Here is a 26,108-nt window from a genome sequence, read left to right as displayed (position 1 = left end):
GTCACTTTAATAGTGGATCCAACTGGAGGATTAGTTACGGCGGCTGTAGTCCCACAATAAGTAGTTCCAGTTTGACCGACAGTTACCGAACCTGTACAACCAGCTGCAGCGAGAGCAACACCGGGTGTGGTTACGTTGAGAGCAGTTAATGCTGACTGGTCCTGACCACCTTGATTCATGACAGTAATATCTTGTGCATCAGTCTTTGATGCAGTTACTGCAACGACCTTGGTTTTGGTAATATTTCCTGCCATGCCGAACACGAATGCGGCGATAACTGCCGCGAGGATCACCGTGATTGCGACCATTAAGATCACACCAATAACCGGTGATACCGCCTCATCATTCTTTTTGGTAAACGCCATAATTTCAAACACCTTTAAAATGCCCATTGCTGGACATGACAATGTATAATGAGTCTATTTACTATGCTTGTATATAGAGATTTGTATCTGAAATGCATTGGCCGGATAAGCCAGACTCCCAAACCCGCTCTGGAAATGGAGTGAATACTACATTGTGATATGAGTTTGTAATAGAATCAGGCCAAACTGCCGCACGACGAGAGGAGGTTTTAAAAAATTTCCGGATTTACTGTAACTCATGCTTCACTTAATCCGGAATTTCACATTTCTCTTATGTTGTACTTCATGCCGCGTTCTGGTACGCATAATATGTCCTTTGGCAACTCTGCACAAAATTTATTAAAAACCCGGAAAATTAAAGTACAATATATAGGGGGAGTTTCCGGCGGGAAAAACAGATGAAAATGAGATGGGGACGGATGTGACTGGAATTTACGGAACGTTTCAAAAAAAATTCTATAAAATTTTGTTCGGAGAATTCAGCAAAAAAATTCTCACATAATTATCTGTGAAAGAAAAATTTAAAAATAACTTTTTTGCCGACTTTCAAGCACCAATATCTATAATATTAGCAAGGTAGAAAAGAATCATCTATGGTAAAACTTGTGGGCGAACCTCTTGTTATTCTTTTAATTGAAGATAACGATGCCCATGCAGAACTTGTGTTGAGAAGCATGAAAGATCACAGAGTGGCAAATATCATCTACCATGCCAATGACGGGGAGAAAGCGCTGGACTTCCTGTTTCACCGTAACGTGTTTAAAGAAATGGAAACAAGCCCTCGTCCTAACCTGATCCTTTTAGATCTACGTCTCCCAAAGGTGGATGGACTTGAAGTTCTTAAAACCATTAAGGAAACACCCCATCTTATGGAAATCCCCGTCGTTGTCCTTACAAGTTCCGATGCGGAAAAAGATATCGTCAGATCGTATGGGTATCATGCGAACAGTTATGTGGTCAAACCCCTCGACTTCAAGAAGTTTACCCAGCTGATGCAGGATATCGGAGGCTACTGGCTGGGGTGGAATTCGGTTCCTCTTCACGACTTAAGCAAGGAATTACCCCTCATTGAAATTAAGGAACCTCCCCAGATAATACTTTAGAAGATTTAGAATGGATAAAAATGTTATAAAATAATTTTTACCTTTTTTACAATCGATTGTGTGTTATTAAAAAAAGAGGGAAACGACTTACAAACCGAAGCAGCGGTTCTGTTGCGTTGTCGGGAAGGTTACATAGTCAATAGTGACGGGTCACAGCGCTATCATTTTCATTAAGTCCCGGTAATGCAACAGCATCCTCAGGGGGAATACATATATAGAAAGGAGTTTCCTCAACAGATGTATATGTCCAAGTATGTCCTGGGATTTATTATAATCCTGTTCCTCCTGGTCCCCGTTGCCGCTCAAACCTCTCCCCCGCCATGGAGCTGGAATACCTATAGCGGGGTAAGCCAGTGGCAGGTAACGATCACGGAAGACCAGTCCGGTTGTCAGGGTGGCGTTACCACAACCCAGTCTTCTGTTTCAATCCAGCATAATCTCACGAATGCCATCATGGGCGATATCGGCCATGGACCTGCTGCGGGAACATTTATTTCCGGAAACATATTGCACATACCGGGCAGGGTCGTCGATGATCCGCCGGGATCGTCAACATTATCGGCATATGATATTTTCTTTACCACGGATTGTTCTGCATTTACCGGAAAATACAGCTGGGATTACACCGGCCCGGATACAGCTGGCGCGTGCACCGGCACAACTTCATTCAGCGGGGCAAACAGCCAGGGATGCCCGGGATCAGGCGAGGTTACCTCTGTGATTTCTCCAACCCCGACTGAATATGCGTCAAATGAGGTCACTCCGGGGGTTACTCCGACCCAGGTTGATTATTATGCTTCAATGCTCGCCGGTCCCCATGCCGAGCTCGTCAACTACCTGCCCCTCTGCGACGAGCGGGACAGACTTCAGCACGATATCGATGCATTCACCGCATCAAGCAACCTGAATTATCGCCTGACGGGGAAGTACCTGGACGAACCTCCGGCTATTACCCAGGACCGGGCATTGCTTGTTTTGGACAAGAACAAGATCGCGACCATGGGACCTGAGATCGAAAACGGGTATCAGATGGTCCTCGTAAAAGATCCAAATAATTTCCAGGCAAACTGGGACATGGCACAACTGAAAAAGAGCGAAGGTCAACTCGCGGTTGGTATTGGTTATGCGAAGACCGCACTGAACAACAACGTTGCCGGAAATGAGGCGGACGCAATCAAGAACGATTTTGCTGAAGGAAACAACCTCAACGATTACCCGGGCCCGGGTAACAGTAATTTCGTCGCAACGATCGGGAATAACCTCCCCAGTGCCAGCCAGAACGTCTATGGCACCAGTTTACCGCAGACATCGACCGAACCATCCCTTTTGAGTAACCTTTGGAATTTCGAGATATATGTCAGTCCGAATACAGCTGCAAAGGATGGCAATCTGGTTTATAAGGCTACCGGAGTGAGCCCGCCATGAAGGACAAGAGACTGAAAAATACCGGGCGAATGTTCTCCGCGCTCCTTACCGGGCTCGTTCTTTTGACGCTCTTTGCCGGATGCGTTTCGAATAGTCCGGCGAATCCGGCGTCACAGAATGCCATTGCCCAGGATCAGTCTGCATTCATCGCGGCAGCCAATAACTGCACGGACACGACCGTTACCATCACCGACGCGGTCGGGACGTTCCAGTATACCTCGTCCGACAACTGTATCTTCACAAAGACGCTGGTGCGGTTAAACCAGAGCGAGATGCAGGAGATGAAGACGATGCTGGAAGGGAAGAATATGACCTGCTTGTACACGAAAGGAAACTTTGACCCCCGGCTGGTCACTTCACTTGTCGGTGGGATAGAGTACTGCTCCGGCGACCTGAAAGACGATATTACCCATCTGATGCTCTTTACCTGAACTGAACTTACAATTCTTTTTCGGCGCGAAATGACGATACCGACGGCGCGGGTCCGTGAATTATACTGATGTAAGGCAACTACCATACCTGTTCCCACCGCTTGGCCAACCGATAGACCCACTCAATCATCGTCATCAGGAATTGAAATCGGGATGGATAGGATTGCATTTTTTTCGTTTAATTACAATTAACGGAAAGACCAAATCGGGGAAATTGACCTATCGAAGGAATTGGTTTTCGCTATCTTTAGCCCAACTTGAGAAGACTGTCCGATGCAAATAGACGTCGGAAAAATTTTGATGGACTGAAATATTGGTCATAGAGAAATCTATATTGCAATCTCTATGGCAGTCTGAACGGAAATAAATAATTTACACTCTAATTTCGTATAATTAATACAAGTCTATCCTCAACAAGTTCATTCAGCAAGTTTTGCACGGTTTGTTAATTGGTATTAACGGAAGGACGGCATAATGTCAAAGAAGGTTCAACCGGAGTTTCAGCACAGCCGTTCCCCCCGTGTACTTATCAGCGATTCATGAACAACAGCTGGGCAGGTTCCCGGACGCTTTTTATCTGTATGGGATTGATCCGGTTTCCCTGTAAGGCTAATCCACGTATGTAAACGTCGGATATGCTGCAGGCGCACTGCCACGGATAATAATACCCAGGTGGGAAAACACTGTCGAGTTTGGTCCGGAGAGGGATGTTCCTTCATAATCATGCCAACGGGAGAGGAACTCCTGGCGCGGTATAAACCCCCGTGAACCTAGCAGGGAAGGATCCTCGAAATAGACGTTATCCTTATCAAACCCGATCACGACCATGTAGTGCCCGTCATCCCAGAGATTGTCCCATGACTGATTTTCTTCTTCCGGAGTTCGCCATGCCTGGCAGGCTACGATCACGGGAGTCCCATTGGCATTGAATTGTTCGAGATCGGCAAGTGTGAGGTTCGACAGCATATCTGCCTGCAGGCCATGAGCCCGGGCCACGCGGACGAGGGATTCCGGCGGTGTGCCAGCTTCTTCAGTTGAGTTTAGCTCCTGTATAAGCATGCCCTCCCGCTCGTCAATTCCCCAGTAATTAAGAACAGCCTGCAGGGATGCTGCCCCGCAGGAATATGACTGACTCTGCCGGACATCAGGGACCTGCACTAGGATGCCGAGAGGAGATTGGGATAGCTGACCTGCATTTTCCCCGGGGTTTTTACCGGCAGATGGGGTTTGAACGCAGCCGGTACTTACGAGTAAACACGTAACGAACAGGCAGCTCATGAGACAAACGGGAAAGTTCCTGTGCACTTCTAACACCCGGATTATCTAAACATGTCCGGTTACACTTTATAGACTTACTCAATTATGATTCTGATAAGTTAACGGAAATTCGGGAAGAAAATCGGAAAAACGAAGTGATAAATGAAATTTTTTTTCACTTAACGCCAGAACTAATACTTGGCCTACCAGATCACTTCTCAGATGACCGTTTCCGAAGACACATGGTACGACGAAGCCAATGCCTCACTCCCCCGGGCCATGTGTTTTGCCGATACCAACGGCGGTCATGTCGGTGTCGCCGCGAAACAACAACTGTTTAAATATCTCACGATAAAAACACCGGATATGAATCAAAAGATCTCTATCTTCCAGCATGTACCAAACGAACCCGGAGGTATTCTTGAAACGATCTTCCGGCAGAAGGAGATCCCGTTTGAATATATCCGGTTATACGAAACGAATGAAGTACCACGATTGCCCGGTACTACCCACCTCATTTTTCTTGGCGGACCCATGAGTGTCAATGATGAACACGAATTCCCGTGGCTCCGACAAGAGAAAGAACTCATCCGCAGATCGGTAAAAAATGGTCAGAAAGTCCTTGGCATCTGCCTTGGGGCCCAGCTGATCGCATCAGCACACGGAGCCAAAGTATACCGGTACGTGAATGAAACCGGATGGTCCGGGCTCAATCGTGTGAACGATGCCAGCGGAATCTTCTCCCGGTTCCCGGAACAGTTCCACGTGTTCCAGCTCCATGGCGAAACATTCGAAATTCCCTATGGGGGCCGGCTGCTTGCATCCGGGACCAAAGTCCGCAACCAGGCCTTTTCCTGCCGGAATGCACTGGGACTGCAGTTCCATCTCGAGCTGACTGAGGATATCATAAAAGACTGGTCAAAAAATCTCCGGGCCAGCCAGAAAGAAAAGATCATCCGCGACACGCCCCGATATCTTGCTGATAGCAACCGGCTCTGCCGGCTGGTTGCGGAAGATTTTACAAGCGGATAAAAAGAGAATGCTTTAAGCAGGTGCATCAGTTGGAACCGGCCGAAAGAGCTGTAAGAAAGATATGCGGGAAAAATCTGCGTCGTTCGTTGCAATACATGAGATCTGTTCTTTTTTCATTGCTGCAACGTGAACCGCATCGGTAGCAAAAAGGTTCCATTCACGGGAAATCGCAAGGGATTTGGGAAACAGCGGACCTGGAATACAGGTGACATCAATCCGTTGAAGAAGATCAGACGCTTCCCACAAATGGGGAAGATCGGCAAGTATCGAAGGGGAGTGTTTCACTATCGCAATGGCTTCATGAGGTGCGCAATGAAAACGGTTTACAATCGCAGTGATCATTAATTTATGCAGTACCTCATTCAACACAAATTCATCCACAAATCCAAAAATATCTCCATCTTCAATTTTTTTCATGAAGTCATAACAGGATTTCCCGTATTCCGGGTGGCTGAAAAAAACATAAAGGAGGATATTTGAATCAATAAAAACCCGGGTTCCGGAAGGTATCTTGGATAGATTCAATCCAATCCTTCCATTTCAAGTATAGTATCAGCGGTTTTTTTATCCGTTGAGAGAATGCCGTACATCTGATCAGTTACCGGTCGTTTTATCTCAATTATAACCGACTCGCCCTCACGGAGGGGGAGTTCCCGTTCCGGCTTGAGCATTTTATTTTCATAGCGGGCTTCAGAAAGTATCGGCATGGATAATCACGATAATTGTTATTATATTATGTCTGGGAAAGATAAAGTTTTTATGGCGGTTTTTTGTCATCAAACCATTCGGCATAAAAATAACTCAATAATAGACATCCTCCTGCCTGTCACCTCCCGTACCCCCAGGTACCGGTGTATGCCCCGTGTGCTGCCAATACACCATAACCTCCCGCCAGCGACCAACTTCACTTGAAGACCAATAACCATGACTTGCGTACCAGCAAAAAGCCATGATGTTCTCAAGAAAAAAAATGAGACCGCGCAAGGTTACAAAATGGATTTTTTGCTAAATTCCGGAACATAAAAAAATTACTCCCCCAGATCACGTGATGGATCGAGCAGAACCTCGTTGGGAAGGTTCGTAAGCGCAACCGCCCCGAGCGCCCCGATGATCCCGTTGCCCCCGTACAACGAGATCCCGAACCGTTCGGCGGTCGCTTCGGCCACCGTCCGGGCCACAACACTGGCGCGAACCTGCTTCCCGTACTCCCGCAGGCCTTCCGGCACATGCAGGCCGGTCCTGATGGCGATTCCCCAGTCGTCCGACAGGGATTCATCCGCAACGAACCTCCGCACTTTCTCAACAAGGCTGCCGTACCGGGCCGGGAGAACAGCCACTTCGATATAACTGGCAGAGTTCCCGGCAGTCTTGGTATAAACAGACGGGTTCAGCATAACCACCTGGTGACTGATCGGGATCACCCCCTTGATACGGCTGATATGGTTAAGCAGGGCAAGGGCAAGGGCAAAGGTTGCTCCCCCCTCCTTTGTATCCGTATCATCGATGCCAATCGTCACCTGCATAAGGGCATGGGTCCGGATTTTCCCTTCAACAATATGGTTCCGGGAAGCTGATTCAACATGAATCACACCTTCAGCCCGGGACATCATATCCGACAGCGAATAGGCAGGACCGCCAATGCAGCGGATGTGCTGGGTAATGGTATCCCCATCACGTTCAATACCAAAGATCCCGACTGCCGGGAGCGGAGGAAGACCCACATTGATTTCCTTCCTGCCGACCGCTGCTGATTCGCGCAGGAGCGTCCCGTCACGGCTCACCCGCGTCAGCACTCCCCCGGCAAGGGAATGATGGTACCCGCAGAAGGCAGCACAGGCCCCGCTCACGCATTCATGATATATGGCAACATTTTCGCCATCCACGGCAGTAAAAATACGTCTGCAGGTACTGGAGGGCATGGCACTGATCGCCGCGTACCGTGCAGCATTCCTCCCGCGTTTTTCGTCGCGGATGAGCACGCATCCCTCCCGGAGAAGGCGGCTTACCCAGTCCTGTGCTGTACTCCGTGGAATACCGGCAGATTTCTGGATATCGGTGACGGTAAAAAAACCATTGTCCAGGGTGAACTGCCGCATCAGGCGCAGGTAATCGCGCCGGTGTTCAAGTACGCTGGACATACTGATCCCGGATATAAAGCAGATCGCCGATGATGGCGCTTGCCGTTTCAATGGAGCCCGCACCCCGCCCGATAAGGGTAATTTCCTTTGCCATGTCCGTCTCAAGAGTCAGGGCATTCAGCGTCCCTTCAACCACAAGAGGATGGGTCTTGGAGAGGATCCGCGGCGAGACCCGGAGAAGTTTTTTCCGGGGCATCGCTTCTGCAATCAGGCGGATCGTGCACCCCTCTTCTTCGGCAAGCCTGAGCGCATCTGCTGTAAGGAGATCGATTCCCGTGCGATCGACATCACTGAGTCTGACCCCATTGTCCCAGATCGTGTTGGCAAGGATCACCAGTTTGATCGCCGCATCGATACCCTGCACATCATACGTGGGATCCGCTTCGGCATAGCCCATCTCCCGGGCTTCCATCAGGGCCTGCTCATAGGTCAGCCCCTCATCCGCCATCCGGGTCAGGATAAAATTGCAGGTGCCGTTCAGTACACCATACAGGGCGATAATCTCGTTTCCCGCAAGACCATGTTCAAGCGTGTGCATGATCGGTATGGCACCGGCAACGGTTGCTTCGTACCGGAGTGCAACCCCGTTTTTCCGGGCCAGCTCCCGGAGATCGTGGAACGCAAGGGCAATCGGCCCCTTATTGGAGGTGACGACATGTTTTTTCCGGCCGAGTGCAGCCCGGATATAACCGGTCGCAGGTTCCCCGGAGAGGGCATTGGTCGGGGAAACCTCAATGAGAATATCGTAATCTGCTTTTTTTACCACATCCTCAGCGGTGATACCGGTACTTCCGCACAACCCGCTCTTTTGTTTGTGCGCGAGCATCTCCCCGATATTAATCCCGGCCGGGCTGATGACCCCGCTCCGGGAATCCGCGACGCCGGTAACCTGGATCCCGAGATCTTTCTTTGCAAGCATCCCGGCAACGCCTTTCCCGACCGATCCGAGGCCGATGATCGCGACCTTCATGCAATCTCCTCCAGCGGTTCGATCAGGAGAAGGGATTTCTGGGCGGATACCCGGCGGAGAATGGAGAGCGCTGATTCCATATCCACCTTGCTCACGGCTTTGATGGTGATACGGGAGGAGGAGCGCTGGTTCACCGCAGGCATGCTCATGGAAAGTTCGCTGACTTCGGCAAAACCGGTAGAGTCGATCTGGTCCACGGTGTCCGAGAGATCGGTGTGCATGAGATGACCGATCAGGATAACCGTTCGTTTATACAACAGGCGCTCCTCCCCGATGCGCTGGATATGCACACCCTGTTCCTGCAGGAGCTCCACAAGTCTCTCCCGCTGGCCATCCGGCAGCTCAAGAACGATCTGGACATTCAGGATCCCTTTCCTGAGATCGGGATCCCGCTGGTGGATGACCGCGATGATATTGCCCCCTACATCAGAGATAGGCTTGAGAGCTGCCACCAGCTGGCCGGGGGAATCTTTCATCTCGAGTTTCATGGAGACCTGCACAAAACCACCTGACAAGTAGTAGAACGCCCTGCAAGATAAGTCTTTATTTTGGTTATCCGGACATGGTGAACGATAAAAAAAGAGAGGTCAACGGGGTGCGGAATTCTCCGCACGCGGGTGACTTTGGTGCAGCCCGTATTGGGGTGGGAGAGGGTGAACAGCTAAAAAACCCTACAAATTCCTGAGTTTTTTATCCACTTTTTCAAAGAAATTGCGTTTGACATCAACAAACAGGGCCGGGTACTCAGACCGGACAACCTGGATTACACTGGATACCCCGAGTTCGATCGTCTGTTGTCCGTCAATTACCAGGTTTGCAGACTTTGCACTCTCCAGGCAGACCTCAAGACTCCGGTTATGGCTGATCAGGTGGGGACGGGATGACAGCATATACGGCGCGAGAGGAACCAGAAGGAAACCGTGGATCCGGGGATCAACGATCGGTCCTCCGGCACTCATGGCGTACGCGGTGGATCCCGTGGGAGTACTGATCAACAGTCCATCGGCACGGAAATGATCGGCAATACATCCATCTACCGAGATGGAGAAATGGAGCATTTTTGCAGGACGGGTAGTCACGATCAGGGCCTCGTTCAATGCCACCCCGAGACGTTTGCCATCCTTAAAGAGGGAGATCCGCATCCGTTCTTCTACAGAGAAACCGTCCGGCAGGGTGCTGATAAAATCAAGGGCTTCTGCGGGTTCCAGGTCCGCAAGGAATCCCACCTCCCCCCAGTTTATACCGAGAACGGGGATCTGATGGTGCAGTTCCCGTACGGTTCTCAGGATAGTACCATCCCCGCCCACGATAATTACCGCATCTGCATGCATTTTTTCCAGCGGGATACCAACGAGTCCAAGGGCATGGGCCGTGTCCTGGTCAAACAGGGTGTCACACCCGCTTTTTTCCAGATAGGACCTGATCTTTTTGGCAAACGCCAGCGCATCCGGATTATCTATCCGCGAAACAATTGCAATCTTCACCAGGTTCACCTCAGGTACTCGATCACTTTATGGTGCAGGATCCCGTTTGTTGCAACAAGACACCGCCCGACCGTCACTTCATTCGGGAATCGTATCGCTTTCCCGTTCAAATCGGTAACTTTCCCACCGGCTTCACTACAGACAAGCATACCGGCGGCTGCATCGGTTACCCGCAGAGTCTCCCTGAGATCAATAAATCCATCGATGCGCCCGTTGCCCACATAGCAGAGTTCGAGTGCGGACGCACCGAAAAGGCGCCACCGCCGGATTTTCTGGCCGAGCAGCAGGACACGCCCGGGATCGAATTTCCTGCTGTAGACACTCATGGCGCATTCATCCAGGTTGGCCAGATCAGATACCCGTATGGATTTCCCGTTGCACCGCGCATAGTGTCCTTTCTCCGCGGTGAATGTCTCCCCGCTCGAAAGATTGCGTACATATGCCTTCCTGACAACGCCCTCCTCAGCATATGCAACGGAGAGGGCGAAAAACGGGATGCCCGCTATTGCATTGAACGTCCCGTCAACCGGATCAAGGAATATTGTTCCGTTCCCACCGTCGAACTCGACTTTCCCGGCTTCTTCACTGATAAGCAGGGAACACAGGGGGTTGTCCCGGAGATAGCTGATAACACAGTCCTCAGCAACCTGGTCTATCAGTTTTGTCGGCGTTAAGTCCGCGCCCATTTTAACGGTTTTTCCCCCTTCAGGAGTCCCTACAAGATCCCGGATACTCTCTTCCACGGATTTGGCCATGGCATCGCATGCAGAGAAAAAATCCTTATTCATAACAAACGGACTTCCATTTTCTTAACGTTGTATTTATGTAATGCAACAGAAATAAATTACTAACGCGTTTACCAAGTATGACAATTAGGTGTGAATGAAATGAAAGAGCAGACTGAAATCGGAAAGATCAAGGAAGGACGGTATATCGTCATTGAGGAAGAGCCCTGTAAAGTAGTCGGTATCGCCACGTCCAAACCGGGAAAACATGGCGCGGCCAAGGCGCGTATCGATGCCGTGGGCATTTTTGACGGCGTCAAGAGATCGATCGTCCAGCCGGTATCTGCCAAGACATATGTGCCCGTGGTGGAGCGTAAAAGCGGCCAGGTCCTTTCCATAGCAGGCACCACTGCACAACTGATGGATATGAAAGATTTCACCAACTTCGAGATTCCGATCCCCGAAGACAAACGGGGTGCCATCGAAATCGGGAAAGAGTACACGTACATCGAATCGATGGGCAAGAAGAAATTCGATTGAATAGTTTATCCAATACGAAATCAATTTCTCTTTTTTAATACCGCTTTATACCTCATCTGAATTTTATCAGGCAGGTACCCGGATTACACTGCTTTCGGGACGGTTGTACGCCATTGTCCGTAAAAATCAAAGCACAATCAGTATTGCCCGATATAACGTGTCGGGACCCGGATCTTAATTGAATATGAATTGAGAGAATGGGTAGTAATGATAAAATAATAATTTCTCTGGCCTTCGAAAAATTTCTCTACCCAGGGTCTTGGATCCGTGGAAAGGAGATTCCCGTTGGTATCAGTTGTTGTTACCCAGAGCGAGGAATCCAGACCGCCCGGGGGCGTGATGGTCCTGACAATCCGGTTGGGATCGTTCCCATCCATCACGTTGATGGTGAACTGGGGATTCGTTACGGAAAACGATCCCTGGATGACCGTCTGGGAACTTCCACTCCCTTTCATGGTGCCCAGGGTTGGTCCCGTAACGGTCGAGGAACTGAGCGATTGCCCCTTGCCGCCAACAGGGCCGGCGGGATCTACGGTATACCAGAGTTCCCAGTAGGGAAACGGTATATACATGATACCAGTAGTACCGCTGCTGCCATTGTTCGATGCAATAGTAGCAAAAGTACTCATGTTGGTATCATAGGGAATACTTTCAATCCTGGTTCCCCCGGGCATTGACTGGTTAAATGAAACCCCGTACGTTGAAGGATTCACAAAAGCAACGGTCTGGGTCACGTTCGGGTTCCATGTCTGGACCGGTGTGGGTTTTGGCGTAGGAATGAGGGTGGTTGTGGTTGATACAATATGAGGTTCCGGGCTGATAGTATACTGCTGAGTCACAACAACGGGCAGGGGTGTTGTCGTGGCAACAGCAATACCCGTATTTACCGGGTGTCCGGTAATCATGGGTTTTATTACAAGGGCAATAATGAGTACAAGAACCAGCGCTGCCGCCAAGTACATCATGTCCTGTTTATCCATGAAGATCAAGATATCTGTTGATTTTCCCTACATAAATATTACGGCAAAATACGAGAATCAAAAAGGAAGGTTTATGAAGGGAATCACGTAAAATTTCGACGGAGCAGGGATGTGGAGTGTTTGGGAGAAATTCGGAAACTGAACGGTAATTGCGCAAAAAAATCCCATAATCCAAAATATCCCTTTCAAACGTGCGGGGAACATATAAATACAATAATAACATTTTATCACACAGGGACGTTGGTATACGCCAGTGTCCACTATCTTACCAAGGTGAATTTATGCATTCGATTAAATCAAATGACGAAGGATTCACTGGCCTTGAGGCAGCGATTGTGCTGATCGCATTCGTTGTCGTTGCGGCAGTGTTCTCTTATGTGGTGCTTGGCGCCGGGTTCTTTACAACCCAGAAGGCCCAGGAGACAGTTCACACCGGTGTAGCGCAAACGACTTCAGCAGTGGAACCAAGTGGCCCGATTAGTGTACATTCCCCGGATGGGTCCACTATTGACAATATCACCTTCTACCTCCAGCTTGCAGCGGGCGGTACCGGAGTGGACATGAGTAAAGTTACGTACACGCTCTCAACCCCTACAAAGGTCGCAACCTACGATAATAACGCTACATCGCTCAGCTGGGTCAAGGAAAACGTCGCGGGTACCCACAGTACCAATGGCGGATTGTTGCAACCCCGCGAGATGGTTCTCGTTACCGTTGTCCCAAGCGGATTCACGTCATCAGACCTGGGAATAAATACAAAGTTTATTCTTGAAGTGAAGCCGCCGATTGGTGCAGCATTACCGATCGCAAGAACCATCCCGGCAGGATTGTCAACCAATACATGGTATGAGGTATATTAAGGAGGGTGGAAGAAATGAAAAACCTGTATTCAGAAGATGCCTTTACCGGACTTGAAGCCGCCATTGTCCTTATCGCATTCGTTGTCGTGGCGGCAGTATTCTCGTACGTTGTGCTCGGCGCAGGATTCTTCACATCCCAGACTGCCCAGGCTACAGTCCACACGGGCGTGAGTCAGGCAAGCTCAAGTATGGAACTTGTCGGGAATGTATACGGAATCCAGAGTGGTACAAATAATTACCTTAAATATGTTAACGTAACCATTGCCCTTACTGCCGGTGGTACTCCAATCGACCTGTCTTCGATGGTAGTATCTTACAACGATAACGCCGGGGGTCACAATCCCAATTTGACCTATGAGGGCGTATATCAAAACGGAGCCACTTGTCCAAATTCACTGGCAGGAACCGCCGGTTCCCAAAGCTGGTGCATTGCACAGAAGATCAACAACCAGACCGGGGAAGCCATGCTTGATGACAATTCACAAATGATCATCATGGTTGGAATGCCTGCAACCGCAACACCAAATACACAAATGACAATTAATTTCCAGCCCGCGGTTGGAGCAGTTCTTCCCATAACAAGGACTATCCCTGGTGGCCTTACAGCAGTGCAGCCACTCTACTAATCTTTTTCTTTTTTTTAAGGATCCCTTTCAGTTAATCCAGAGTTTTTAAAACAAGTCAGGCTGTTACATTATTTACTAATAAGAAACAGTCCCACGGACATCGCAAACGTGAGAACAGATCCCATAAACGAACAATTCCCGGACCGTGAAAAACACGGATCTTTTACTGATTCTTTTTTCAGATTGCACATTCACACACCCCCGGCAAAAGAAACGGATTAATTCATATATACCCTGCCCGGGGAAACCGCGGGAACTCTTGGGGAAAAACCCGGGATTTTCTTATAAATTACATCATATCGCATTCCCTGCCAGTTTTACGATAAGAATGTTTATTAATTAAAAATGTAATATAACGAGTAGATACTCTATGGCGGTAAATCAGGCACAGGTTGACCACATCATCACTGCTGCCTCCGAAGATGATCCGGAAGTAAAGCTCCAGAACCTTGAGCGGGAGGTTGACCTCATAAAAACCTCCATCAAGCGTCTTCTCATGGACATCCGGGAACGTATGAATGAACTGGAAAACCCGTTCACCCTGACACTTCCCGGCAGCAGTGGAGCTCAAGCCTCGGGTATTGCCCCCGGCATGGATGCAGATGTCAAGGAGGCCCAGAAATCCGCGCTGGAAGCACGTGAAGCTGCGCTTGACGCCAGGGAATCGCAGATGGATGCGACAAAAGCAAAAAGGGATACAGAGTCCAATAATGAACCCCCAAGAAAACAACCTGAACCGGTTGTTTCCCCGGTAAATGAAGATAAAAAAATCCTTGAAGAGCAGATGCTTGCGCTGCTGAAATCCCAGGTTGCGGCCCCCCATAAGCCAACACCCCCGGTCCAGCCCCAGTTGAATGAAAAACTCCGGCTCCAGAAGGTGTACAAACTCTTCAAATGGACCCACCAGTCAGTCAGGAAATTCGGCCACGACCGGCTTGAGATCATGCTTGAATCCTACCGGGTCATGGGGTACATATCCAAAGAATCCGCTGATGAAATCCGGGAGATATCCCGCCTGATGCCGGCAAACCTTGGCGAAGAGCACGAGGTGGGTCCCGATGAGTTCGTATCCGAAATCTATGCACTCAACCGGATACTGACGCCAAACGATACCTCCCTTGACCGGGATATGATCGAGGTCATGATGGAACAGCGCCAGCAGGAGCCCGTCGTTCCCGGGAGAAAATCCGGTGAACGCATCGATCTTTCCCAGGTCTCGCTTGGCGAGAAGAAAAGTTCGTCTCAGAATAAAGACAAAGATGAAGAATGGATGAACCTCCCGGACAGGATCTGATAGATGTCTGCCGAGACATTCACTACCGCAATGTTCCTGATCACGGCTGTCATAGCGGCAGGAGTCCTGATCAATGCGGTTTTTCCGGTAGTATACACTATGGCAGGCACATTCCAGTCTGCCACTCATGAATCGGACCAGCGTCTCCGCACGGATTTCAAGATCATTACCATGTATGCAAAAGCCGGTTCGGGGGGTTCACCCAACGAAGCGGACGTGTGGATGAAAAATATCGGCACTACCCGGATAGCATTTTCAGATCTTGTCAACCGCAGTGATGTCTTTGCCGGCGGGGTGGACGATTTCGATCGGCTTACTTACGGTGTTTCCGGGACTGAAGGTACGTGGATGGCAGATTTCGGACCTTCGTATGATACCAATAATAACCAGTACTGGGACCCCGGCGAGACCATTAAAATTACGGCATACAGCAGCAAGATTCCACCCACTTCCGGTGACACGGTGTACTTCCAGTTCATCCTGCCTGACGGGATCCTGAGATCCATGGAATTCACGGTGAGCTGATAGTTATGGCTGTAGCAGAGCTCATTGGTGCGGCGATAGGAGTGCTTCTCCTTGTGACGGTTGCTTACCTGCTTGTGGGGGGAACTCTCTCGACTGCCGAAACCGTGGTAACGGCCCAGAAAGATATCACGCTCCTTCACGAGGCACGGTTGAGAACCAGTATTTCCGTGACGGACAAGGAGATAGACAACAACAACCTGAATATCAGTATCACGAATACCGGAGATGAGATCGTCACGGATTTGCCCCATATGGATGTTTTTTCTTTTGATGCCACAAACGGTTACGAACACTATACCTACAGCACGAATTCAGGAGACCCCAATACGTGGCAGATTGTGCGATTTGAAAACGACAAAATCCATGCAAAAGAGCTGGATCCCGGGGTAAAAATGTGGATCCAGGTAAATCTTCCTGTGGGGGTCACACCAAGTACCGTACAGGTGACCACGAGCAACGGCGTATCAGCTATATCCCAGCTGTAAGAATTGGGGGGAATGAGTATATGGCAACGATGTCTGATTTGATGGGAGGCGATGACCGGCGGATCATCTCTACCGGCAATACCGAACTTGATAAAAAAATTGCCGATGGCCTCCCGATGGAATCCTTAACCCTTATTGAGGGGGAGAACGATACCGGTAAGAGCGTACTCACCCAGCAGATCATATGGGGGGCCATGCACCAGGGCCTGTCCGTAGATCTTTTTACCACAGAAAGCACCAGTAAAAGTTTTATAAAGCAGATGGAATCGATGAGCCTTGATATTTCTGACTATTTTGCCTGGGGATATCTCAAGATCTTCCCCCTCCACGTTGTCGGGTTCGAATGGAAAAAAGAGGAGATGGTGAATATCCTGGCCCACCTCATCACCCACATCCAGCAGAGCAAGTCGCAGGTGATCATTATCGATTCACTGACCCTGTTTACCGAGTATGCCGAGACCGATTCCATCCTCACCTTCTTCACCAACTGCAAGTCCCTCATCGATCACGGGAAAACCATCCTTGTCACCCTCCATACCTATGCCTTTGAGGAAGATACGCTTGTCCGGATCCGGTCCATCTGCGATGCCCACCTCAATATGAAAAAAGCCCTTGTCGGCGATAAGTACGTGATGGTTATGGAAGTCATCAAGGTCCGGGGTGCACGAAAGACTACCGGAAACCTTGTAAGTTTCGAAGTCCATCCGGGATATGGCATGAAAGTCATCCCGATGAGTTTTGCGAAGGTCTGATATGGGCACATTATCCGTTGCAGTCAATCTCCCGTTCAAGCCGGAAAAGGTAGATAGTACTATCGATTTTTACAACGATATTGAATCCAGTCCGCTTTACAAGATGCTCCCGGCCAATGCCAAGGATTATGTCAAGGCCAGCCCGCATCTCCTTGAGTACCTCCATGTGTTCCCCGTCAATACGTACGGGATCCCGCTCTTCCTGTCGGAGCTGAAGAAAGATCTCCGTACAATGAAAAGCCCCAACATCATTTACCCCGTAAATGACACCACGTTCGTACACATCCTCCCCGATCCTGACGATGTGAGGAACTTCTACATCCCCATCGAACCGTCTTTCCTTCACAGCGTCAACCAGATGCTGCCGGTCATTGAAACGAAACTGATCGATCTTATCGACGGACTCGAAGAAGATCCCATCAGCGACAAAGAACGGGCTGAAGTGATCAAGAAGATGCTCGCGAATGTCGCGGTCATACTCCCGAAGAATGTTGATATTGCCCAGTTCACCGGCGGAGGCCCTGGCCAGCAGGATCTCAAATCCAGGATAACGAATTTTCTCAACACGGACTTTACGGCCAAAGACAAGATGAAAAATGTCAAAAAGAAGCACCAGGTCCCCCTTACACCGGACGGAAAAGTGATCCTCACCAATGAGGAATACCGCGCAATTGAATACCTGCTGATCCGTGACAAGATCGACATGGGGGTCCTCAAGCCATTCCTCTCAGACCCGTACATCGAAGATATTTCCTGTGATGGGGTCGGCCCGATCTTTATTGAACACAAGATCTTCAAGGGTCTGAAATCCGTTATTGAATTCAAGGTATCCAGTGAGCTGGATGAGTTCGTTGTCAAGATGGCAGAGCGGATCAAACGCCCGATCACCTACCGGAACCCGGTCATCGATGCAACGCTCCTCGACGGATCACGTATCAATATCGTCTACGGAACCGCCATCTCCCGGCACGGGAGCAACTTCACGATCCGTAAAGTGAACGAAGTCCCCTTAAGCATTCTCAATATCATCGAGAGCAACGGGCTTGACTACATGTCGGCTGCATATCTCTGGGTCTGTGTAGAGTACGGGATGTCGCTCTTCGTTTCCGGTGAGACCGCAAGCGGGAAGACCACGCTCCTGAACGCTATCACGACGTTCATCCCGCCGGAGAACAAGATCGTCACGATTGAAGATACGCCAGAACTGAACGTTCCTCACCGCAACTGGATCCGCGAAGTTGCCCTGGCCAAGGGTAAAGGAGAGGGTGGGGGAGCTGCCGGTGAAGTATCGATGTTCGATCTCCTGAAAGCGGCACTTCGTCAGCGCCCCAACCAGATCCTTGTCGGTGAGATCCGTGGGGTTGAAGGAGCCGTGGCTTTTGGTGCCATGCAGACGGGACACCCGGTAATGAGCACGTTCCACGCGGCGTCTGTCGAAAAACTGATCCAGCGTCTCTGCGGGGACCCCATCAATATCCCCAAGACCTATGTGGATAACCTCAACCTTGTCGTCATCCAGAGTGCAGTAAAACGCCCGGACGGCCAGCTCGTCCGACGGATGATCAGCTGCAACGAACTGGTTGGCTATAATGCAGAGACACAGGGGTTCACGTTCGTGCAGATGTTTACCTGGGAGCCGGTATCGGACACGTTCATCTGGACAGGAAAGGGCAGCTCGTTCTTACTTGAAAACAAGATTGCCACCATGCTGGGAATTCCCGACAGCCGTAAAGCAGAAATTTATCTTGAAGTGGAAAAACGGGCAAAGATCCTGGAAAGGCTCCACAAGGCCGGGTATACCAAGTTCTGGGATCTGTTCCACATGATGACAAAGATCAAGAAACAGGGGCTCCTGACAATCGGTGCATGATATGGCTGATCCCGCCCCCGATCCAGCCGAAGCAACGGAAAAGAGGCAAATCCCGTTTGCCTCCCTGATAGAGAGTATCAGGGAAAAACTGTCACAGGTCACGGAAAACAAGACCATGGGCGCTGACCTGCTCTTCATGAATACCTACATGGCATCCCTTGCGATTGCCAGCGCCTCCCGTCCGGAAATTTTTTCTTATGCTGCAAACCGTAAGGAATACATATCAGCAAAATACATCGCCAAGGTCGATACGTATGTCAAAAAGTGGGGTTACAGTTACTCAGAAGCTCTCAGTATCGTGGCTGAGCGGACCAACAACACCAATCTCCAGAGTATGCTGAACCGGTACGCGAATGCGATTGAATCCGGGGTACCGGATGACGACTTCTTAAAAAACGAACTGGCAACCGTACGCAGTGTGTACCGGAGCCAGATCGAACAGGGCCTCGAGCTCTTAAAAAAATGGGGAGATGCCTATATTGCGATGCTCCTGTCAGGTACGGTCATCGCCGTCACCCTTATGATCTCCATAGCCATCTATTCTCCCAGTGGCACATCCTCCACCCTCAACATTGCATACGGCATCATTCTTCTCATCTGTCTTTCGGGGAATGTCCTGATGTACCAATCGGTGCCGGACGATCCCAAATCCCATGGCCTCACGGATCATTCTTCCAAGGAACAACAGACAATCCATGCAATGGAACGGGTTATCGTCCCATTAACCATCGCGGCCGTGGTCGTGCTCGCCCTTCTCGGGGTCAGTGCCGGGATGATCTATATCCTGATCGGGGTCCTCATGGCACCTCTGGGCATCATCGGGTTTATCGATGATTCCAACATCACATTGCGGGACAATGATTTTTCCACATTTATCAGGAGTTTTGGTGCGGTGATGGGAGGGCAGAGCACTACGGCTGTGTATGCCCTTGGAATTATCGATAAAAAATCGCTGCTGGCACTCGAACCGCTGGTCAACTCGGTCTATTCCAAGATGAACCTTGGGCTGGATGACAAGCAGGTCTGGGACAAGTTCATCGGGGAATCCGGCAGCAATCTCATCTACAAATACCTCAACATTTACCTTGATACGGTCATGCTGGGCGGTCCGCCGGAACCCATCGGAACGGTTGTGGGTTCATCCATGCTCGAACAGACCCTGTTGCGGGAGAAGAAGGATATGCATGCGAAAAGTTTCATCGTGCTGCTCGTACCGATGCATACAGCGATGGCTGGAATTTTTGTCTGCCTGTACCGCATTATGGTAGTCCTGACGGGTTCCGTTTCGGCAATGATGACACAGTTCCAGAATACTTCGGCAGCATCAGGAGGGATGAGCGGGGGCGGAGTTTCAGCTGGCAGCGCCCTTGGCGGCCTCAACATGTTCTCAAATTTCCCTGAACAGCCGATGGGCTTTTTTGTCGTAGTTATCCTGACAATAATTACCATTTCCAACATTTTTGCCGCACGGATCGTAGGAGGTGGGGACAGGTATATGTTTTATTTCTATACGGCATTATTCTGTACACTGACGGGACTTGTGCTCCTTATCGCACCCATAGGGGTGAATATGTTCTTCAGCCCGGAAGGATTGCAGCAGATGGCAGCATCGGGAGCGTCGGCAGTATCTGCAAGCGGGGGAAGCTGAAATGGACGCGAAGATACGCAGAATCGTAATGTTGTGCACCATCCTGACGTTCGGGTTAATCCTGATTTTCTTCGATTTCACTCTTATCCAGCTGCTCGCCATGATGATACTTCTCGTAATTGTCATGCCATTCCTGCTGGGCCTTGCCACGGTGGACGAAGTGCGTGCAGGACTTACCGTCATGAAAAAAACCGGCATTCTCAAACGCCTGGATGAGATGAAATTTTTTGAGAAATCCGCACCCGCCCCCGGCCAGAAACTCTCCCAGAACGCCGGGAAAGCAGTCAGGAAAACCGAGGCAAAGGAGAACAAGCCTAAGGTCCCTGACAAGGCAGGCGGAATCCGGGTCCATATCACTTCATTCATGACCTCGCTCGGGTCCCTTGGCACCGTCATCAGGCAGAAAACCAAACAGGGTAAAAAAGTCGAAGACATTGACAGGATGCTCGATAAAACCGTCAGCGAAAAGGTAACTAAAAACGCTCCTCCTGCTGGTGCGGGCGGCACATCAGTTTCATCTCAACCCGGCGGGGCTGGATCAGGGACTGGTGGACCTGCCACCGATACAGATCCATTCCTCGCCCTGTCAAACGATGATTTCGATCCTGGACTGCTTGATGGTCTGGATGATGAATCCGCATCCTTCCCATCCCCTGACGGAGCAGGGACTGCAAAAGGACCCGGCATTCCACTCCCGGAACCCGAATTATCCATGCCCTCGCTGGAAGACTCCGACGGATCTGCTGCTATGCCTGCTGAGGGCGGAACTTCTGCTGACGGGGAACTCGATGCATTCGAAGGTCTTGACGGGGGGGATGCACTGGATGAGGATTTCGGCAATCTCGATGACCTGAACCTGGATGATGTGGAACTCGATGACGATACGGGAGGAGGCACACCTGCTGCGCCGGCTCCCGCACCGGATGCACCTGCTCCATCGGCACCATCGGCAGCCGCACCCCCGGCAGATTCCGGCGCAGTCAAGACTGCATGGATTCCTTCGGATGCCCCCAAGGGTGCTGATACCGCGGAAGACCAGTTTGGCGCCCAATCCGATATGGCTTCATTTGCCAACGCTTCCGGGAGTGGCAGTGACGAAGACCTGCTCAGTTCCTTAGCATCAGATGTAAAAACGGTAAAAAAGGAAAAGAACGTCAGCCTCCTGCGGGAGCTCAAGGATTTCAAGGCGCCTGCTGACGAGATCGAGAGTGAACTCAAGGACATGTTCGGCCGGATGAATGTAATCCAGAAACCCAAGGATAAAACAGAGCCTCCTGCAAATGGAATAAAATAAACGCAGGAACAACAGAAAAGAAGTGAACATTTATTCCGTATTATGAAAAAATCTTAAGAAAATCCGTGAGGTACCATGAAAGAAGTCCCGGCAAAAATTGAACACAATAATACATGGGTCGTTGTCAAGATCGGCGTTGACGAAGACCGCATCGCATTGCCGGACCCGGTCAACAAGGAGATTCTTTTCAAGACGGTTTCAGATGTGGCCGAGAGAAAAAATGTCCTTATCATTACGGTAAAAACTGATACAGAAGTTGTTTACAAAATTCTCTCGGTAGAAAAAGTACTGGCGATCCTCAAAAAGCTCATTCTTGGTTCCTGCAACGCTTACCGGCTGATGGCCTATTTCATGTCACCTGCAATAAAGGGCGGGGTTATGATTAAAGACGCCCAGTGGGAAAAAGGCAGTGTGGTTGTCGTCCAGTCCGGTATCTGGTTTGTGAGCGCAACAAAACAGATATGCGTTCCCGTCACGGACGTAGCGGGGATCGAGCTCACGAAACGGGAGGTCCAGGGCAAGCCAACGGACGTTGTCAGGATAAATCACCTGGAGTCCGGCGAAGTTGTTTCAAGCTTTGTTCTCTGCCCGCTTTCAACACTCCAGGTCCTCTATAATTTCCTCAAGGAGACCACAAAAGGAATGGATATGAAAGGCACTGAACTGGACGGTATCGACCAGCAGGTGGCCATGCTCATCTATTCCGGCATGGACTCCCACGCAATTGAGAATATGCTGAATATACCGCACAAACAACTCGATGCAATCTATGACAAGGTGCTCAAACTCGGTCTTGCCGAAGTGGTTACGATCCGGAGGGAAGTCCAGCTCACCACAAAAGGGGTACGGTATATTTCCGACGCAACAAAATCACAAACAAACTAAAATTTCCATAGTTCTGTAATCCCATACTGTTTTATGTAATAATCTCCCAAACAGGTACTTGATCGTCAATGGGAAAGATTCTGATCGTGGATGATACCCTCTTTATGAGAACGCTACTCAAAAATATCCTGTTCTCCGGTGGACATACTATCGCCGGCGAAGCCGGGGATGGGGAAGAGGCTGTGGCAAAATACAAGGAACTCAAACCGGATCTCGTCACCATGGACGTTGTGATGCCCAAGATGAATGGCATAGAAGCATTGAAGGGTATCAAGGCATTTGATCCCGCAGCCCGGGTCGTCATGTGTACGGCTGTGGGACAGGAACAGATGGTCAAGCTTGCCATCAAGTCCGGTGCCAAAGGCTATATCGTCAAGCCGTTCCAGGCCCCAAAAGTGCTCGAAGAAGTCAAAAACGTCCTTGCGTCCTGACGTTATGGTGAAACTACTCATCGTTGACGACTCCGTGTTCATGCGGACGGTCATCCGGGATATGGTCACTAAAGACCCGTCGATAGAAGTAGTGGGAACGGCATCCAACGGGATCGATGCCCTTGAAAAGATCCAGAGTCTTGAACCTGATCTGGTCACCCTTGATATAGAGATGCCCAAGATGAATGGCATCCAGGTTCTTGAAGAACTCAGAAAATTCAAACGCCGCCCGAAGATCCTGATGGTCAGTTCTCTTACCTCCAAAGATGCCGAGATGACGGCCCAGGCAATCCGGCTGGGTGCCGATGACTTCATGCTCAAGCCCAAGGATATCCCCCATGTACGGGAGATTGGAGACGAACTGGTCTCGAAGATCAAGCATCTCCTTACCCTTCCTTCGAAACCTGCCGAACATAAACCTTTCTCCCTGGCAGGCAGTTCAGCTGAACGGGTTGTTCTTATCGGTTCCTCTGCCGGGGGTCCGCCGATGCTCGATACGCTCCTTGCCGAACTTCCGTCCGATCTCCCTGCCGGCGTTGTGGTTACCCAGCACATGCCAACGGGGTTCACTGCAGCGCTTGCAGAGCGGTTTAACCGCATTGCCAGCATGCCGGTCAAGGAGACAGAAAACGGGGATGTTGTCGAGACCGGGAAGATCCTCCTTTCAAAGGCCGGGGTCCATACCATCATCAGCAGCGACATGAACGTGAACAATCTAAAAATCGGTCGTATCATCCATTCCAATACCCCCCCGGTCCACGCAGTCCGCCCGGCGGTCGACAAGACCTTCGAATCCGCAAGCCATGTTTATGGGAAAAATATCGTATCGGTAATCCTGAGCGGCATGGGAAACGATGCCGGCGAAGGGGCACAAGCGATCAAGCAGGCTGGAGGTGTGAGCCTGATCTGCGACGAGAAGGATTGCCTTGTCTACGGGATGGCCAGGTCGGCTATCCAGAGGAATGCCGTTGACAAGGTTCTCCCGCTCAACCGGCTGGCACGGGAGATCGAACGGGCCGTGCACAATATGGAGGCACACCGTGTCTGAGTTTGAGGCATACCGGGGTCTTTTTGTCGCGGAGTCCCGGGAAAACCATGAGAACCTGGTAAAAAACCTCCTCCTCCTTGAAAAAGGATCAGACCAGAATGCCATCGATGAGATCTTCAGGTCATGCCACACCCTGAAAGGTGCCTCGGCATCGATGGGTTTTGCCGATATGGAACACCTCTGCCATGCAATGGAGGATGTTTTCCAGCTGATCAGGAGCGGCAATGCAGAGATATCCCAGGAGCTGGGCAATATTCTCCTTGCCTGTTCAGATGTACTCGAGCAGATGATAGATGATGTTGAATCCGGGGGAGATACATCGTCTAAAAATCCTGACGAGCAGGTCCATGCGCTGAAGACATGGCTTGGTGCCCGGGGTGGCAGAATACAAAAGAAGGATCACCCGGCCCCGGCTGCCCCGGCGCCAGTCCTGGAAGAATCATCTGCAGATGTGGATTCATCCCCGGACACCGGAGATCTTCCCGAGTACGACATCCGGATCACGGTTGTAAGCGAATGTATGATGAAAGATGTCCGGGCTATGATTGCAATCGGCAACCTTGAAGCGCTCGGAACAATCACCTCGATTACTCCTTCCAAAGAAGCAATCGATGAGGGAAAATTTGACGGAACACTGGATATCCGTATGGCGAGCGATGCCGGGGAAGAAGCACTCAGGACAGCTGCGCTGGGCACTGAGATTGCAACTGTTGAGATCACGCCGACGGTAAAGATTGAAGCCCCCTCCGCCAAGGGCCCGGATGCCGATAAAAAACAGGCTGCCGGGCCGGATAAAAACCGTGAGATCAAACACCTCAGGGTCGATATACACCAGCTTGACCACATCATGAACCTTGTCGAGGATCTCGTGATCAACCGGGGCCGGCTCAAGCAGATCGCTGAACAGCACCACATCAAGGAGATGGATGAAGCGATCGGGATGGTCGATCGATCGGTATCGGATCTCCAGAACCTGATGATGAATATCCGGATGATCCCGCTCAACCAGATATTCAACCGGCTTCCCCGGGTAGTCAGGGATGTAGCCCAGTATGACGGCAAGGAAGTCGATTTCACCATTGAAGGCGGGGAGACCGAGCTGGACCGGAGTGTGATGGACGGTCTGAATGACCCGCTCCTGCACCTGATCCGGAATGCCGTCAACCATGGTATTGAATCACCGGAAGTACGGGAAGCTGCGGGAAAACCCCGGAAAGGATTTGTCAAGCTGTCAGCCCACCGGGACAGGGACAATGTCATCATTGAACTGATTGACGATGGCGGGGGCATCAATATTGAGAAAGTGAAGAGGAAGGCTGTCGAGAAAGGACTGATCTCCCAGGAAGCGTCTGATACTTTTACTACGGATCAGGCGATCGATCTCCTCTTCCAGCCGGGCTTTTCCACGGCGGACAAGATCACGGACATCAGCGGGCGGGGAGTCGGGCTCGATGTGGTCAGGCGATCCATTGAAGCCCTGAAAGGCACCATCCGCGTCGAAACCACGGACGGGAAAGGCAGCAGGTTCGAGCTTCTCCTCCCGCCGACCATGGCAATTGTCGATGTCATGATTGTCCGGATCAACAACAAGCGGCTCGCCATCCCCATCAGCAGTATTGTCGAGGTGGCAAATTTCAAACGCGACACTACGCACCACATCGGCAAGGGTGAGGCGATCCTGCTCCGGGATGAAGTGCTCCAGATCTACTGGCTGAACGATATGATGGGATCATCAGTGGTCTGTGAAATTCTTATTATTGTACAATACCAGAAAAGGAAGTGCTGTATTCCCGTGGACATTGTTGAAGGCAAACAGGAAGTTGTGGTAAAACCCCTCAGCCGGTTTATCGGCAACACCCGGGGTGTCAGCGGCGTCACGATCCTTGGCGATGGTGACGTCGTACCCGTGCTTGACGTAAATACGATGGTGTAGGAGTCAG

Annotated in this window: 28 protein-coding genes; 18 read left to right on the top strand and 10 right to left on the bottom strand. The window is 50.4% G+C overall.

Annotated features, from left to right (window positions below):
• On the bottom strand, positions 1-392 hold a 392-nt coding region (locus tag ABSE13_RS10645), incomplete at its 3' end, for a type IV pilin domain-containing protein (RefSeq protein ID WP_424028495.1).
• 566 nt (positions 393-958) lie between these two features.
• Here ABSE13_RS10645 and ABSE13_RS10640 point away from each other — a divergent pair.
• From ABSE13_RS10640 to ABSE13_RS10630, 3 genes are all read left to right on the top strand, one after another.
• Positions 959-1,468: a response regulator gene (locus ABSE13_RS10640; RefSeq protein WP_424028494.1), complete on the top strand. Its 510-nt coding sequence runs from the start codon at positions 959-961 to the stop codon at positions 1,466-1,468.
• A gap of 243 nt (positions 1,469-1,711) precedes the next feature.
• Positions 1,712-2,893, top strand: a complete 1,182-nt coding sequence (locus ABSE13_RS10635; protein ID WP_424028493.1) for a hypothetical protein — start codon at positions 1,712-1,714, stop codon at positions 2,891-2,893.
• On the top strand, positions 2,890-3,324 hold the full coding sequence (locus ABSE13_RS10630) for a hypothetical protein (RefSeq protein ID WP_424028492.1): 435 nt from the start codon (positions 2,890-2,892) through the stop codon (positions 3,322-3,324). The genes ABSE13_RS10635 and ABSE13_RS10630 overlap by 4 nt, the downstream gene beginning before the upstream one ends.
• A gap of 609 nt (positions 3,325-3,933) precedes the next feature.
• Here ABSE13_RS10630 and ABSE13_RS10625 read toward each other — a convergent pair.
• Positions 3,934-4,602 carry a C39 family peptidase gene (locus tag ABSE13_RS10625; protein ID WP_424028497.1) on the bottom strand — a complete coding sequence of 223 codons (669 nt, stop codon included), beginning with the start codon at positions 4,600-4,602 and terminating at the stop codon, positions 3,934-3,936.
• Between the two features lie 201 nt (positions 4,603-4,803).
• On the opposite strand from ABSE13_RS10625, the gene ABSE13_RS10620 reads away from it, so the two are divergent.
• On the top strand, positions 4,804-5,613 hold the full coding sequence (locus ABSE13_RS10620) for a type 1 glutamine amidotransferase (protein WP_424028491.1): 810 nt from the start codon (positions 4,804-4,806) through the stop codon (positions 5,611-5,613).
• A gap of 12 nt (positions 5,614-5,625) precedes the next feature.
• Here the strand turns inward: ABSE13_RS10620 and ABSE13_RS10615 are convergent, their stop codons facing one another.
• The 7 genes from ABSE13_RS10615 to ABSE13_RS10585 form a co-directional block, all read right to left on the bottom strand.
• Complete coding sequence (locus tag ABSE13_RS10615; protein WP_424028490.1) at positions 5,626-6,138, bottom strand: type II toxin-antitoxin system VapC family toxin; 513 nt, start codon at positions 6,136-6,138, stop codon at positions 5,626-5,628.
• Positions 6,135-6,320 (bottom strand): antitoxin family protein, encoded by a 186-nt coding sequence (locus tag ABSE13_RS10610; protein WP_424028489.1) that lies wholly within the window; start codon positions 6,318-6,320, stop codon positions 6,135-6,137. The genes ABSE13_RS10615 and ABSE13_RS10610 overlap by 4 nt, the downstream gene beginning before the upstream one ends.
• A 321-nt stretch (positions 6,321-6,641) precedes the next feature.
• Positions 6,642-7,751: a sugar-specific transcriptional regulator TrmB gene (locus ABSE13_RS10605; RefSeq protein ID WP_424028488.1), complete on the bottom strand. Its 1,110-nt coding sequence runs from the start codon at positions 7,749-7,751 to the stop codon at positions 6,642-6,644.
• Positions 7,735-8,721 (bottom strand): homoserine dehydrogenase, encoded by a 987-nt coding sequence (locus ABSE13_RS10600; RefSeq protein WP_424028487.1) that lies wholly within the window; start codon positions 8,719-8,721, stop codon positions 7,735-7,737. Before ABSE13_RS10600 ends, ABSE13_RS10605 begins: the two co-directional genes overlap by 17 nt.
• Positions 8,718-9,209, bottom strand: a complete 492-nt coding sequence (locus ABSE13_RS10595) for an amino acid-binding protein (protein ID WP_424028496.1) — start codon at positions 9,207-9,209, stop codon at positions 8,718-8,720. The genes ABSE13_RS10600 and ABSE13_RS10595 overlap by 4 nt, the downstream gene beginning before the upstream one ends.
• Before the next feature lie 183 nt (positions 9,210-9,392).
• On the bottom strand, positions 9,393-10,205 hold the full coding sequence (locus tag ABSE13_RS10590) for an NAD(+)/NADH kinase (RefSeq protein ID WP_424028486.1): 813 nt from the start codon (positions 10,203-10,205) through the stop codon (positions 9,393-9,395).
• 5 nt (positions 10,206-10,210) lie between these two features.
• Complete coding sequence (locus ABSE13_RS10585) at positions 10,211-10,993, bottom strand: bifunctional fructose-bisphosphatase/inositol-phosphate phosphatase (protein ID WP_424028485.1); 783 nt, start codon at positions 10,991-10,993, stop codon at positions 10,211-10,213.
• Positions 10,994-11,092: 99 nt separating this feature from the next.
• Here ABSE13_RS10585 and ABSE13_RS10580 point away from each other — a divergent pair, with 99 nt between their 5' ends.
• Positions 11,093-11,470, top strand: a complete 378-nt coding sequence (locus ABSE13_RS10580) for a translation initiation factor IF-5A (protein WP_424028484.1) — start codon at positions 11,093-11,095, stop codon at positions 11,468-11,470.
• A 137-nt stretch (positions 11,471-11,607) separates the two neighbouring features.
• On the opposite strand, the gene ABSE13_RS10575 is transcribed toward ABSE13_RS10580, so the two are convergent.
• Positions 11,608-12,450 (bottom strand): hypothetical protein, encoded by an 843-nt coding sequence (locus tag ABSE13_RS10575; protein WP_424028483.1) that lies wholly within the window; start codon positions 12,448-12,450, stop codon positions 11,608-11,610.
• 281 nt (positions 12,451-12,731) lie between these two features.
• On the opposite strand from ABSE13_RS10575, the gene ABSE13_RS10570 reads away from it, so the two are divergent.
• The 13 genes from ABSE13_RS10570 (at position 12,732) to ABSE13_RS10510 (ending at position 26,101) form a co-directional block, all read left to right on the top strand.
• Entirely contained in the window at positions 12,732-13,310 is a 579-nt protein-coding gene (locus ABSE13_RS10570) for a flagellin (RefSeq protein WP_424028482.1), read from the top strand.
• Positions 13,311-13,324: 14 nt separating this feature from the next.
• Positions 13,325-13,936, top strand: a complete 612-nt coding sequence (locus ABSE13_RS10565) for a flagellin (protein WP_424028481.1) — start codon at positions 13,325-13,327, stop codon at positions 13,934-13,936.
• Between the two features lie 370 nt (positions 13,937-14,306).
• Positions 14,307-15,230, top strand: a complete 924-nt coding sequence (locus tag ABSE13_RS10560) for a hypothetical protein (RefSeq protein WP_424028480.1) — start codon at positions 14,307-14,309, stop codon at positions 15,228-15,230.
• A 3-nt stretch (positions 15,231-15,233) separates the two neighbouring features.
• Positions 15,234-15,755 carry a flagellin gene (locus tag ABSE13_RS10555; RefSeq protein ID WP_424028479.1) on the top strand — a complete coding sequence of 174 codons (522 nt, stop codon included), beginning with the start codon at positions 15,234-15,236 and terminating at the stop codon, positions 15,753-15,755.
• A 5-nt stretch (positions 15,756-15,760) separates the two neighbouring features.
• Entirely contained in the window at positions 15,761-16,240 is a 480-nt protein-coding gene (locus ABSE13_RS10550) for a flagellar protein FlaF (RefSeq protein WP_424028478.1), read from the top strand.
• A gap of 20 nt (positions 16,241-16,260) precedes the next feature.
• Complete coding sequence (arlH, locus tag ABSE13_RS10545) at positions 16,261-16,992, top strand: archaellum protein ArlH (protein WP_424028477.1); 732 nt, start codon at positions 16,261-16,263, stop codon at positions 16,990-16,992.
• A gap of 1 nt (position 16,993) precedes the next feature.
• Positions 16,994-18,862, top strand: coding sequence for an archaellum flagellar ATPase motor FlaI (gene flaI, locus ABSE13_RS10540; RefSeq protein WP_424028476.1), 1,869 nt, complete (start codon positions 16,994-16,996; stop codon positions 18,860-18,862).
• A gap of 1 nt (position 18,863) precedes the next feature.
• On the top strand, positions 18,864-20,510 hold the full coding sequence (gene arlJ, locus ABSE13_RS10535; RefSeq protein ID WP_424028475.1) for an archaellar assembly protein ArlJ/FlaJ: 1,647 nt from the start codon (positions 18,864-18,866) through the stop codon (positions 20,508-20,510).
• 1 nt (position 20,511) lies between these two features.
• Positions 20,512-21,804, top strand: coding sequence for a hypothetical protein (locus ABSE13_RS10530; RefSeq protein ID WP_424028474.1), 1,293 nt, complete (start codon positions 20,512-20,514; stop codon positions 21,802-21,804).
• A gap of 75 nt (positions 21,805-21,879) precedes the next feature.
• Entirely contained in the window at positions 21,880-22,689 is an 810-nt protein-coding gene (locus tag ABSE13_RS10525) for a DUF8579 domain-containing protein (RefSeq protein ID WP_424028473.1), read from the top strand.
• A 68-nt stretch (positions 22,690-22,757) separates the two neighbouring features.
• Positions 22,758-23,120, top strand: coding sequence for a response regulator (locus ABSE13_RS10520; protein WP_424028472.1), 363 nt, complete (start codon positions 22,758-22,760; stop codon positions 23,118-23,120).
• Positions 23,121-23,124: 4 nt separating this feature from the next.
• Positions 23,125-24,168: a chemotaxis-specific protein-glutamate methyltransferase CheB gene (gene cheB, locus ABSE13_RS10515; RefSeq protein WP_424028471.1), complete on the top strand. Its 1,044-nt coding sequence runs from the start codon at positions 23,125-23,127 to the stop codon at positions 24,166-24,168.
• Positions 24,161-26,101, top strand: coding sequence for an ATP-binding protein (locus tag ABSE13_RS10510; protein WP_424028470.1), 1,941 nt, complete (start codon positions 24,161-24,163; stop codon positions 26,099-26,101). The genes cheB and ABSE13_RS10510 overlap by 8 nt, the downstream gene beginning before the upstream one ends.
• Positions 26,102-26,108 lie beyond the last annotated feature (7 nt).

Source organism: Methanoregula sp. (assembly GCF_049518935.1).
GTDB lineage: Archaea > Halobacteriota > Methanomicrobia > Methanomicrobiales > Methanospirillaceae > Methanoregula.
Note: the sequence above shows the minus strand (reverse complement) of the source record. Positions and strands in the feature narration are given on the sequence as shown.